This is a genomic window from Rubrivivax benzoatilyticus JA2 = ATCC BAA-35, assembly GCF_000190375.1.
Lineage (GTDB): Bacteria > Pseudomonadota > Gammaproteobacteria > Burkholderiales > Burkholderiaceae_C > Rubrivivax > Rubrivivax benzoatilyticus.
Map to the genome: position 1 here is coordinate 77,300 of NZ_AEWG01000027.1, position 11,481 is coordinate 88,780.

Consider the following 11,481-nt stretch of genomic DNA (forward strand, 5'->3'; position numbering starts at 1 on the left):
AGTATCGCCGCTCAGCCGCCGGCGACGGCCTGGCGCGGCGGGCCGCCCGGCGCTGCCGGCGTGCGGGCCGCCGGCAGCGTGAAGCGGAACTCGCAGCCGCGGCCGTCGGCCCCGGTGCCGAACTCCAGCGTGCCGCCGTGCTGCTCGACCACCGTGCGGCACAGGCTCAGGCCCAGGCCCATGCCCTCGGTGCGGGTCGTGTAGAACGGCGTGAACAGCTTCTCGGCGACCTCGGCCGGGATGCCCGGGCCGCGGTCGGCGACGACGATCTCCACCCGCTGCGCCGAGGCCTGGCGCACGCGCAGCGCGAGCACCCGCTCCTCCAGCGGCGTGTCGTTCTCCATCGCCTGGATGCCGTTGCGCGTCAGGTTCAGCAGCACCTGCTCGAGCATCGTGCGGTCGCACTCCAGGCGCGGCGCGCGTTTGGGGATGTCGACCTCGACACGGGTGCCGCTCTTGCGCGCCTGCAGCCGCACCAGCGGCAGCACGGCGTCGATCAGCTGGTCGGCACCCAGCGTCTCGCGCTGCTGCACGCGCCGGCGCACGAAGTGGTGCACGCTCTTGATGATGCGGCCGGCACGTTCGGCCTGCTCGGCGATGCGCTCCAGCGCCTGGCGCAGCATGGCGTCGACCGGGCCCGGCGGCGTGCCTTCGCGCGCGGCGTCCTCCAGCAGGTTCAGCGAGCCGCTGGAGTAGCTGGCGATCGCCGCCAGCGGCTGGTTCAGCTCGTGGCTCAGCAGCGAGGCCATCTCGCCGACGGTGGCCAGGCGGGCGCTGGCTTGCAGCCGGTCCTGCTGCTGGCGCGACAGCTCCTCGATGCGGCGCTGGGCGCTGACGTCGAGCACGGTGCTCATCCAGCCGCTCTGCCGGCCCTGGCCGTCGACCAGCGCGGCCTCGTAGATCATCACCGGGAAACGTTCGCCGTTCTTGCGCATGAAGACGGTCTCGAAGCCTTCACGCGCCTCGCGCGCCGGGCGCCCGGCGCCGACCAGCCGGCCGCGCTGGCGCTCGGCGTAGACCTCGACGAACTCCGGCGGCCAGTACGGCGGCAGCGGCTGGCGCATCTCCTCCTCGCTGAAGCCGACCATCGCGCAGAACGCCGGGTTGACGTAGGTGATGCGGCCCTGCAGGTCGCGCGCACGCAGGCCGGTGACCAGCGAGTCCTCCATCGCCTTGCGGAAGGCCAGCGCCTCGCCCAGCGCCCGTTCGACACGCGCGCGCCGGCGCACGTCGCGCGCCAGCAGCAGCACGACGGCGAACAACGCCAGCGACAGCCCGAGCACCAGCGCGGTGGCGACGTTGGGGATCAGGCTGGGGCGGCCGGCGGCGCTGTCGGCGCGCAACTGCAGCACGGTGCCGGGCACGTCGATCAGGCGTTCGGCCTGGTAGATGCCGGCGCCGCGCACCAGGCCGGCCCGCGCCAGCCGCGTGCCGTCGCCCTCGACGAAGCTGAGCTCGTGGCGGCGCGTCTGGCGCGGGCCGAGCGCACCGTCGAGCAGCTGCGGCAGGCCGATGCTGCCGACGAGATAACCGACGTCACGGCCGGCACGCTGCAGCGGGATGCAGACGTCGACGACCTCCTCGCCGATGCCGCCTTCGCCGGGCACGAAGTAGCTGCGCGAGAAGGCCGGCGCGGCCATGTGGCGCGCCGCGGTGCAGGCGATGCCGGCCTCGACGTCCAGCGACGCACGCGCCATCGCCGAGAACAGCGGCAGCGCGAACGGCCCGTCGACCGCGTCGTCGACACGCATCTGCACGTCGCGGCGCTCGATGCGCAGCAGCAGCCGCTGCCCGCGCAGCAGCGCCGCGGCGTCGGCGCGCCAGCGCTCGGCCGGTGGATCGCCCCAGCTCAGCGCCTGCAGCGAGCGCATCGCCGCGAGCAGGTCGCGCTTGACCTCGGCCGCGGCCTCGGTGGCGATCTGGTCGGACTCCTCCTGCGCGCGGCTGGACTCGTGGCGCAGCGTCAGCCAGACGAGCAGCGACTGCGCCACCAGCAGCAGCAGCACGAGCGCGATCCACGGCAGCCAGCGCCGCAGCCGCGGCACGCGGACGGGATCTTCGGAGTCGGTCATCGCGGGAGGGATTCGGAGCGCGCAGTATCGGCGCCGGGCGGGCGCGCACACTACGCAGTTTTGCGCATCGCGGCAGGGCCGGACCCGGCTGCCTAGAATCCCTGGCCCCTCGCGACGCCAACAGGAGACCGGGATGTCCAGCCCAGAAGACAAGCGCGCCGAGCTGCGTCGCGCCGCGCTCGAGTACCACGAACTGCCGACCCCCGGGAAACTGGCCGTCGCGCCGACCAAGCAGATGGTCAACCAGCGCGACCTGGCGCTGGCCTACTCGCCCGGTGTCGCCTTCGCCTGCGAGGAGATCGTCGCCGACCCGGCGGCCGCCTTCCGCTACACCTCGCGCGGCAATCTGGTGGCCGTCGTCACCAACGGCACCGCGGTGCTGGGCCTGGGCGACATCGGCCCGCTGGCGGCCAAGCCGGTGATGGAAGGCAAGGCGGTGCTGTTCAAGAAGTTCGCCGGCATCGACGTCTTCGACCTCGAGGTCCAGGAGAAGAACCTCGACCGCCTGGTCGAGCACATCGCCGCGCTGGAGCCCACCTTCGGCGGCATCAACCTCGAGGACATCAAGGCGCCGGACTGCTTCTACGTCGAGCGCAAGCTGCGCGAGCGCATGAAGATCCCGGTCTTCCACGACGACCAGCACGGCACGGCGATCGTCGTCGGCGCCGCGGCGCTGAACGCGCTGAAGGTCGTCGGCAAGCGCATCGAGGAGATCAAGGTCGTCGCCAGCGGCGCCGGCGCCGCGGCGCTGGCCTGCCTGGGGCTGCTGGTCAAGCTCGGCGTGCGCCGCGAGAACGTCTGGGTCACCGACCTGGCCGGCGTCGTCTACCAGGGCCGCACCGAGCTGATGGACGAGGACAAGGCCCAGTTCGCCCAGGACACCGCGGCGCGCACGCTGCGCGAAGTGATCGAAGGCGCCGACCTGTTCCTCGGCCTGTCGGCCGGCGGCGTGCTGAAGCCCGACATGGTGCGGGCGATGGCGCCGCGGCCGATCGTCTTCGCGCTCGCCAACCCGACGCCGGAGATCCTGCCGGAAGAGGTCAAGGCGGTGCGCGACGACGCCGTCATCGCCACCGGCCGCACCGACTACCCGAACCAGGTCAACAACGTCCTGTGTTTCCCGTACATCTTCCGCGGCGCGCTGGACTGCGGCGCGACGACGGTGACCGACGAGATGGAGATCGCCGCGGTGCACGCGATCGCCGAGCTCGCCCAGGCCGAGCAGGACGACGCGGTGGCTGCGGCCTACGGCGGCCAGACGCTGTCCTTCGGCGCCGAGTACCTGATCCCCAAGCCCTTCGACGCGCGGCTGATGATCAAGATCGCGCCGGCGGTCGCCGCCGCGGCCCAGGCCAGCGGCGTCGCGCTGCGCCCGATCGAGGACTTCGACGCCTACCGCGAGAAGCTGCAGGCCTTCGTCTACGCCTCGGGCCAGACGATGCGGCCGATCTTCAACATCGCCAAACGCGCCGCCGCGCGCCGCGTCGCCTATGCCGAGGGCGAGGACGAACGCGTGCTGCGCGCGGTGCAGGTCGTCGTCGACGAGGGCCTGGCGCGGCCGACGCTGATCGGCCGGCCGGCGGTGATCGAACGCCGCATCGAGAAGATGGGCCTGCGCATCAAGGAAGGCCTGGATTTCGAGGTCGTCAACGTCGAGCGCGACGACCGCTACCGCGACTTCTGGCAGACCTACCACCGCATGGCCGAGCGCAAGGGCGTGACGCAGCAGGTGGCCAAGATCGAGATGCGCCGGCGGCTGACGCTGATCGGCTCGATGCTGCTGGCCAAGGGCGACGTCGACGCGATGCTCTGCGGCACCTGGGGCACGACGGCCAGCCACCTGCACTACATCGACCAGGTGATCGGCCGGCGCGAGGGCGCCAGCGTCTACGCCTGCATGAACGGGCTGATCCTGCCGGGACGCCAGGTCTATCTCGTCGACACCCACGTCAACTACGACCCGACGGCCGAGGAGCTGGCCGAGATCGCGGCGATGGCCGGCGACGAGCTGCTGCGCCTGGGCATCCAGCCGAAGGCGGCGCTGCTGTCGCACTCCAACTTCGGCACCAGCGACCAGCCCAGCGCGGTCAAGGTGCGCCGCGCGCTGGCCATCCTGCGTGAACGTGCGCCCTGGCTGGAGGTCGACGGCGAGATGCACGGCGACATCGCGCTGGACGCCCAGGCGCGCGCCGCGCTGATGCCGCACGGCACGCTGCAGGGCGACGCCAACCTGCTGGTGCTGCCCAACATCGACGCCGCCAACATCGCCTACAACCTGCTGAAGACGGCCGCCAGCGGCGGCATCGCGATCGGCCCGGTGCTGCTCGGCGCGGCCAAGCCGGTGCACGTGCTGACGCCGTCGGCGACCGTGCGGCGCATCGTCAACATGACGGCGCTGGCCGTCGCGGACGCCAACGTCCTGCGCTGATTTTGCCTGACTGCGGCGCGCCTTGAAGGCGCGCCGGCAGAGAGATGGACAACATGTGGGCGCCTACTCACGTCGCGCGCCGCTTGCCTTTTTTTGAGGCAAAACCTTGAGTTTTCCGCGTCCGGGCGGTACCATCGCGGTTTGTTCTTTCAGGGTTGACCCGTGTTCTGGTCCGGTCTGGCCGACAGGAGTGGCGCGCTTCGACAGGCGGTTTGCAGAGGGGCTCTCGCGATCGCCGTGGCCACGAGCCTGGCGTGCGGCGCAGCGGTTCATGCACGCCCGAGTTCGCCCCCGGCCGAAGCGGCCGACGTCGTCTCCCTGAACGAGCTCCCGGCCCAGGCCCAGAAGACCTACCGCCTGATCCACGCTGGCGGCCCCTTCCCGTACCAGAAGGACGGCACGGTCTTCTTCAATCGCGAACGTTTGCTCCCGGCCAAGGCCCGCGGCTACTACCGCGAGTACACCGTGCCGACCCCGGGCGCGCGCAACCGAGGCGCCCGCCGCATCGTCTGCGGCGGCCAGCAGCCGACCGCGCCGGACACCTGTTTCTACACCGCCGACCACTACGCGAGCTTCAGTCGCATCGCGGAAACGGGCGCGCGGTGACACCGATTTCTGAACCCACGAGGAGGCACGCGACCATGCAGTTGCAGACCGTCCGATCCAACATCGTCCAGGCGATACGGGCCTACCGTGTCGACGACCTGATGCAGGCCGCCGGCAGCGCCGGCCAGCATTTCCTCTACGCCAACCTGTCGGCGGCGCAATCCAAGCCGGAGGTGCTGGAGGCGATCGCCGAGGCGTTCCTGTTCCCCGCCCACTTCGGCAAGAACCTCGACGCGCTGTACGACTGCATGACCGACCTGGTGCACAAGGCCGGCCCGCAGCCGGGCTTCGTCGTCGTGCTCGAGCAGATCCCCGACAACCCGCGTTTCGACCGTGAGGCGCGCGAGCAGCTGCTCGACGTCTTCCGCGACGCCGCCGACTTCTGGGGCGAACGGCGGATACCGTTCCGGTGTTTCTATTCTTTTCAGTAGCCCGCTCCCAAGATAACGGGTCATGGGAGCGGGCTGCTGAAACGGCCCAGAACACCACCGCGGCCAAGCCGGCCGCGAAGACGGTCTCGAAGAACGGTCAGAACCCCAACTTCGGCATGAACATGCCGATGATGTGCAGCGCGTTCGACACCGCAGCCTGGCTCAACGCCGCCTGAGGGCGGCGGCGATCGTTCAGCCGGCGGCCACCGCGCGCGCGAGCGCCAGGTAGTCCGCCACCGGCACTTCTTCGGCGCGGCGCTGGAGGTCGAACCCGACCTCGGCGCCGCGTTGTTCCATCCAGCGTCCGAGCGTGTGGCGCAGCAGCTTGCGCCGCTGCGAGAACGCGACCGTCACCAGCTCGCCGAGCAGTGCCGCGTCGACGCCCTCGGGCGCCGGCAGCGGCAGCATGCGCACGATCGCCGAATCGACCCGCGGCGGCGGGTCGAAGGCCTCGGGCGGGACGTCGAGCACCGACTCGATGTCGTAGCGCCACTGCAGCATCACCGACAGCCGGCCGTAGTCCTTGCTGCCGGGGCCGGCGGCCATGCGGTCGACGACCTCCTTCTGCAGCATGAAGTGCTGGTCGACGACGTGCTCCACCGCGTCGAGCAGATGGAACAGGATCGGCGTCGAGATGTTGTACGGCAGGTTGCCGACGACACGCAGCGGCCGCCCGGCGGCCGCCGCCAGCGCGGCGAAATCGACCTTCAGCACGTCGGCCTCGACGACCTCCAGCCCTTTCACGCGGCGCAGCCGCGCGGCCAGGTCGCGGTCGAGCTCGACGACGGTGAGGCGCTCGATGCGCTCGAGCAGCGGCATCGTCATCGCGCCCAGGCCCGGGCCGATCTCGACCATCGCCTCGCCCGGCTGCGGGTCGATGGCGTCGACGATGGCGTCGATGATCGCGTCGTCGGCCAGGAAGTGCTGGCCGAAACGCTTGCGCGGCTGGTGCTTCACGCGGGGCTCAGACCGGGGGCTCGCGGAACTCGATGTACGAGCGGTCGCGCAGGTCCTTGGCCCACTCGGTGTAGGCGTCGTCGAACTTGCGCTCGCGCAGCACGTTGCGCGCCTGCTCGCGCACCTGACGCGCCTCGACGGCCGTGTCGCGGCGCTCGAGCACCTGGATCAGGTGCACGCCGAAGCGTGAACGCACCGGCGGCGACACGCCCTCGATCGGCAGCCGGTTCATCGCCTCCTCGAACTCCGGCACCATCGTGCCGGGCGCGAACCAGCCGAGGTCGCCGCCCGACGGCGCCGAGCCGTCTTCGGAATACTGGCGCGCGACGTCCTCGAAGCGGCGCTGGCCGGAGACGATCTGGCGGCGGAACTCCGCCAGGCGCTGCGCCGCCATCTCGGGCGACACCCGCTCGGACGTGCGCACGAGGATGTGCCGGGCGTGCGTCTGCGTCACGCGCACGGCCATCGTCTCCTTGCGCTCGACGACCTTCAGCACGTGGAAGCCGGCGCCGGAGCGCACCAGCTCGGGCTTGACCTCGCCGGCCGGCACGTCGCGCACGGCCTCGACGAACAGGTCCGGCAGCCGCGCCGACGGGCGCAGGCCGATGACGCCGCCACGCTCCTGGTTCGCGTCCTCGGAGATCTCGCGTGCGACCGCGGCGAAGTCCTCGCCGCCGCGCACCCGCGCCAGCGCCTGCTCGGCGCGCGCCTTGCGCGCCGCCAGCACCTGCTCGTCGCCGCCCTCGGGCACGATGACCAGGATCTGCGCGATGTTGAGCTCGACGTCGGCCTGGGTGGCGATGTTCTGCTGCGCCAGGTAGCGGTCGACCTCGCCGTCGGTGACGCGGATGCGCTGGTAGACCTCGCGCTCGCGCACACGCTCGATGAGGATCTGGTCGCGCAGGTTGGCGCGGAAACGCGCGTAGTCCAGGCCGTCGGCGCGCAGGCGCTCGCGCAGCTGGTCGGCCGTCAGCTGGTTCTGCGCCGCGACGCTCTGGATCGCGCGGTCGACCTCCGGATCCTCGACACGGATGCCGCTGTCGCGCGCATAGGTGACGATCGCACGCTCCTCGATCAGGTCGTCGAGCACACGCTTGCGCACCACCTCCAGCGACGGCTGCGCGCCGCTGCGGGCGGCCGCCTGCAGCACGCGCTGCACACGCGACTCGACCTCGGCGGCGGTGACGGCCTCCTGGTTGACGATGGCGACGATGTAGTCGCCGTTGCGCTCGCGCTGCTGGGCGGAGGCCCCGAGGGCCGCGGCGCACAGCGCGAGCGCCAGCGCGGCGCGGCGCCAGACGTGGATGGAATCGGTCATTCGGCGGAGGAGATGGGGTCGCGGCGGTCTTCGCGCAGCAGGGTGTAGCCCGGGATATTGTCCTTCAAGACCCCGAGCGGATTGGAGCCCAGGCGCGACAGGCCGACGAGCTCGAGCTGGAACATCAGCCGGGTCGTGGCCTCGCTGCGCCCGGTGGACAGCCGCTCGGCGACGAAGCGCCCGATCCAGCAGCCGGCGTCGTACTCGACGCCGAGGATCGAGTCGGTGATGCGGCTGTCGCGCATGCTGTAGTTGAAGCGCCCGACGCCGTACCAGGTGCCGCTGCAGCTGCCGGCACCGGCGGCCGCCGCGACGCCGGAGCGTGCGCCGCGGTCGGCCGCGGTCGGCACGCGGCCCCACAGCGGCCACTGCCAGCCGACCTCGACCTGCTCGCTCAGCCCGCGCGCGAAGCGGTAGGTGGTGCTGATCGTGCGGAACGGCCCGGGCGAGTAGCGCGCCCCGACCACCGAGCGCACGGTGCGCGAGATCTCCGGGCTGTACTGCACCGTGCCGTCCAGCGTCCAGGACGGCAGCAGCGAGGTCGAGCCCAGCAGCAGCACGTCGGAGAAGCGGCGGTCGTAGGTCTGGCCGTCGGGCGTGCCGTCGGCCTGGAGGGTCACGCGCTGGTCGGTGAACAGGTAGCGCTGCACGACACCCAGGCGGAACAGCTCCTTGCCGTTGCCGGCGTCGACGACACGCGAGGTCACGCCGGCGGTCAGCTGGTTGGCGTCGGACACCCGGTCGACGCCCGAGAAGACGTTGGGCGAATAGATCGACTGGAAGTTGAAGTCCTTGCCGAAGGAGTCGAAGTTCGGCAGGTCGGACTGCTTCTCGTAGGGCGTGCGCACGTACAGCAGGCGCGGCTCCAGCGTCTGGCGCAAGGCGCGGCCGAAGCCCGAGGTCTCGCGCTCGAGCTCGACGCCGAAGTCCAGGCTGAAGGTCGGCACCGAGCGCGAGGCGCTGCGGTCGCCGTCGGCCATGCGCTGGTCGGTGCGGTAGCCGGCGGCGTTGAGCGCCAGCCGCGGCTCCAGCCACCAGCCGGGATCGCCGAAGCGGTGGGCCACCGACGCCAGCAGGTGCACGCGGTCGCCGGTCAGGCGCGTGCCGTCGTCCTCGCCGGAAGGCAGCGTGAAGCGGTTGAACTCGGTCTCGGCGCTGTAGTCCAGGCCCGCGGCGCTGCCGCCCAGGCGCACGCCGGTCTGCGGGCTGCGCTGGTACGGCGAGAACACACGCTGGTCGCTGTCCTGCAGCACCTGCCAGCGCTGCACGCGCAGGTAGGCCAGGCCTTCGGCGTCGCCCAGGCGCAGCGGCTGCTCGACGTCGGCGGCCGAGCTGAGCAGGCGCGGCGTCAGGCTGCGGCGGGCGTCGGGGAAGTCCTTCCACCAGCCGTCGTCGGAGACGCGGCGCAGGTCGGCGGCATAGGTCGCCGAGCTGCCGAGGCGGCCCTCGTGCTGCCAGTGCCAGGCGCTGCGCGAACGGCCGGCGACACGGTCGTTGGGCAGCAGGTCCAGGTCCAGCGTGCCGCCGAGCGAAGGCTCGAGGTAGCGGAACTGGCTCTGCACGCCCAGCCCGCGGCGGGTGGACAGCCAGGGGGCGATCGTCGCGTCGCGGTTCGGCGCGATGTTCCAGTAGTAGGGCACCGTCAGCTCGAGGCCGCTGCGGCTGTCCAGGCCGATCGACGGCGGCAGCCAGCCCGACTTGCGCTCGTCGGTCAGCGGGAAGCTGATCTCCGGGCCGGCGAGGATGGGCGTGCCGAGGAAACGCAGCACGGCGCCTTCGGCGACACCTTCGTTGGCGTCGAAGTCCATGCGCACCTCGCGCGCCTCGAGCACCCAGGCGGGCTCGGCACCGCCGTCGCGCGGGCAGCTGGTGTACAGCGCGTTCTTCAGCTGAGCGCGCGAGCTGTCGAGAAAGTCGATGCGGTCGGCACGGCCGCCGGAGCCGAACTGCAGCAGCTCGAACTCGGGCTCGAGGAAGAAGCCCTCGAAGCGCTGCACGCGCAGTTGCAGTTCGGGGCCCCAGTAGACCGAGCCTTCGCGCTCGATGCGCACATGGCCGCGCGCGACGGCCAGGTCCTCGGCCTGGTCGTAGCTCAGGCGGTCGGACTGGATGACGGTGCCGCCGCGGCGGAACTCGGCGTCGCCTTCGGCGACGGCGTCGAGGTTGGGGCGCGCGCGGATCTCGTTCGCGCGCAGCACGATCGGCAGGCGACGGCCCGCCTCGCCGCCGGGCGCGGGCTGGAGCTTGCGGTCGGGGATCAGCTGCGGCGGGGACGGCGGCCCGTTTTCGGCCGGGGCATCCGGGGCTTGCGCCCGGACACCCGCGCCGACGAACGCCAATCCCGCCGCCAGCGCCAGCGGTGTCAGTCGCATTTGTAGAATCGATTATCCATGAGCGACAGCCTGCCCACCGCCGTCGTCGCGTGGCCCGACGAGGGCCGCCGACTCGCCTTCGAGCGCTGGCTCGACACCATCGCCGAGCGCCACCGCATCGACCGCGCCACGCTCGCGCCCGCCTCCGCCGACGCCAGCTTCCGCCGCTACCTGCGCGTGGCCGCCGGCCGCGGCAGCCTGATCGTGATGGACGCGCCGCCGCCGCAGGAGGACGTGCGCCCCTTCGTGCACGTCGCCGGCCTGATCGAGGCCGCCGGGCTGAATGCGCCGAAGGTGCTGGAGTGCGACGCCGAGCAGGGTTTCCTGCTGCTCACCGACCTCGGCCGCAGCCTGTACCTGGACGCGCTGCGCGACACCGAGGGCCGCCATGCCGACACGCTGATGCGCGACGCGCTGCGCGCGCTGGTGCAGTTCCAGGGCCACGTCGACGCCTCGACGCTGCCCGAGTACGACGAGGCGCTGCTGCGCCGCGAGCTCGCGCTGTTCCCCGAGTGGTGCGTGCAGCGCGAGTTCGGTATCACCTGGGGCGACAAGGAACACGCGGCCTGGAACCGCGTCTGCGACGCGCTCGTCGCCAGCGCGCTGGCGCAGCCGCAGGTGGCCGTGCACCGCGACTGGATGCCGCGCAACCTGATGGTCGCCGAGCCCAACCCCGGCATCCTCGACTTCCAGGACGCGGTGCGCGGCCCGATCACCTACGACGTGGCGTCGATGCTGCGCGACGCCTTCCTGTCCTGGGACGAGGCGCAGGAGATCGACTGGGCGGTGCGCTGGTGGGAGCAGGCGCGCCGCGCCGGGCTGCCGCTGGGCGACACGATGGGCCACGACTTCGGCGAGTTCTGGCGCGCGCTCGAATGGATGGGGCTGCAGCGCCACCTGAAGGTGCTGGGCATCTTCTGCCGCCTGAAGCACCGCGACGGCAAACCTCGCTACGCCGAGGACCTGCCGCGTTTCTTCGACTACGCGACCCGGGTCGCGATGCGCTACGCGCCGCTGAAGCCGCTGCTGCCGCTGCTGCAGCCGCTGTCGGGCCGGCGCGTCGAGACCGGCTTCACGTTCTAGCCCGGAATCCTCGCGGCAGAACGGATCCCGCACCGGCGATAGCGCCGAACTGGCAGCGCATGACGGTGCTCGGCATGGCCGGAGAGGCGCAGAACCACCCGTCGGACTGACCGGAGCCTCCCTCGCGGAGGGATGTATGGACCGGGGAGATGGGTAACACCCGTGCGAGGACATGGGTGACAGAGAGGACGGGGTCAGCCCACCCCGTCCAGTT

At 71.6% G+C, this 11,481-nt stretch carries 9 protein-coding genes; 5 read left to right on the forward strand and 4 right to left on the reverse strand.

The genetic code is table 11. The features are described from left to right. Window positions 1-11: 11 nt before the first annotated feature. Window positions 12-2,072: a sensor histidine kinase gene (locus RBXJA2T_RS02835; protein WP_009855807.1), complete on the reverse strand. Its 2,061-nt coding sequence runs from the start codon at window positions 2,070-2,072 to the stop codon at window positions 12-14. Window positions 2,073-2,205: 133 nt separating this feature from the next. Between RBXJA2T_RS02835 and RBXJA2T_RS02840 the strand changes: the two genes are divergently transcribed. From RBXJA2T_RS02840 to RBXJA2T_RS20020, 4 genes are all read left to right on the forward strand, one after another. Continuing rightward, window positions 2,206-4,500 carry an NADP-dependent malic enzyme gene (locus tag RBXJA2T_RS02840; protein ID WP_009855808.1) on the forward strand — a complete coding sequence of 765 codons (2,295 nt, stop codon included), beginning with the start codon at window positions 2,206-2,208 and terminating at the stop codon, window positions 4,498-4,500. 237 nt (window positions 4,501-4,737) lie between these two features. Beyond that, the gene (locus RBXJA2T_RS02845; protein WP_009855809.1) at window positions 4,738-5,106 is read left to right on the forward strand and encodes a guanyl-specific ribonuclease; all 369 of its coding nucleotides are present in this window, start codon (window positions 4,738-4,740) and stop codon (window positions 5,104-5,106) included. Between the two features lie 35 nt (window positions 5,107-5,141). After that, window positions 5,142-5,537, forward strand: coding sequence for a barstar family protein (locus RBXJA2T_RS02850; RefSeq protein ID WP_009855810.1), 396 nt, complete (start codon window positions 5,142-5,144; stop codon window positions 5,535-5,537). Then, complete coding sequence (locus RBXJA2T_RS20020) at window positions 5,516-5,713, forward strand: hypothetical protein (RefSeq protein ID WP_138938762.1); 198 nt, start codon at window positions 5,516-5,518, stop codon at window positions 5,711-5,713. The genes RBXJA2T_RS02850 and RBXJA2T_RS20020 overlap by 22 nt, the downstream gene beginning before the upstream one ends. Window positions 5,714-5,729: 16 nt before the next feature. On the opposite strand, the gene rsmA is transcribed toward RBXJA2T_RS20020, so the two are convergent. Genes rsmA through RBXJA2T_RS02865 form a run of 3 tightly spaced genes read right to left on the reverse strand, consistent with a single transcriptional unit; the run spans window position 5,730 to window position 10,184 of the window. Beyond that, window positions 5,730-6,494 (reverse strand): 16S rRNA (adenine(1518)-N(6)/adenine(1519)-N(6))-dimethyltransferase RsmA, encoded by a 765-nt coding sequence (gene rsmA, locus RBXJA2T_RS02855; protein ID WP_009855811.1) that lies wholly within the window; start codon window positions 6,492-6,494, stop codon window positions 5,730-5,732. A gap of 7 nt (window positions 6,495-6,501) precedes the next feature. Further along, complete coding sequence (locus RBXJA2T_RS02860; RefSeq protein WP_009855812.1) at window positions 6,502-7,812, reverse strand: peptidylprolyl isomerase; 1,311 nt, start codon at window positions 7,810-7,812, stop codon at window positions 6,502-6,504. Beyond that, entirely contained in the window at window positions 7,809-10,184 is a 2,376-nt protein-coding gene (locus RBXJA2T_RS02865) for an LPS-assembly protein LptD (protein WP_009855813.1), read from the reverse strand. Before RBXJA2T_RS02865 ends, RBXJA2T_RS02860 begins: the two co-directional genes overlap by 4 nt. 18 nt (window positions 10,185-10,202) lie before the next feature. Here RBXJA2T_RS02865 and RBXJA2T_RS02870 point away from each other — a divergent pair, with 18 nt between their 5' ends. Then, on the forward strand, window positions 10,203-11,267 hold the full coding sequence (locus RBXJA2T_RS02870; protein WP_009855814.1) for an aminoglycoside phosphotransferase family protein: 1,065 nt from the start codon (window positions 10,203-10,205) through the stop codon (window positions 11,265-11,267). Window positions 11,268-11,481: the final 214 nt, after the last annotated feature.

Excerpts from the sequence above, each read along its gene's own strand:
- RBXJA2T_RS02835 (WP_009855807.1), bottom strand. The coding sequence starts at position 2,072 with ATGACCGACTCCGAAGATCCCGTCCGCGTGCCGCGGCTGCGGCGCTGG.
- RBXJA2T_RS02840 (WP_009855808.1), top strand. The coding sequence starts at position 2,206 with ATGTCCAGCCCAGAAGACAAGCGCGCCGAGCTGCGTCGCGCCGCGCTC.
- RBXJA2T_RS02850 (WP_009855810.1), top strand. The coding sequence starts at position 5,142 with ATGCAGTTGCAGACCGTCCGATCCAACATCGTCCAGGCGATACGGGCC.
- RBXJA2T_RS02860 (WP_009855812.1), bottom strand. The coding sequence starts at position 7,812 with ATGACCGATTCCATCCACGTCTGGCGCCGCGCCGCGCTGGCGCTCGCG.
- RBXJA2T_RS02865 (WP_009855813.1), bottom strand. The coding sequence starts at position 10,184 with ATGCGACTGACACCGCTGGCGCTGGCGGCGGGATTGGCGTTCGTCGGC.
- RBXJA2T_RS02870 (WP_009855814.1), top strand. The coding sequence starts at position 10,203 with ATGAGCGACAGCCTGCCCACCGCCGTCGTCGCGTGGCCCGACGAGGGC.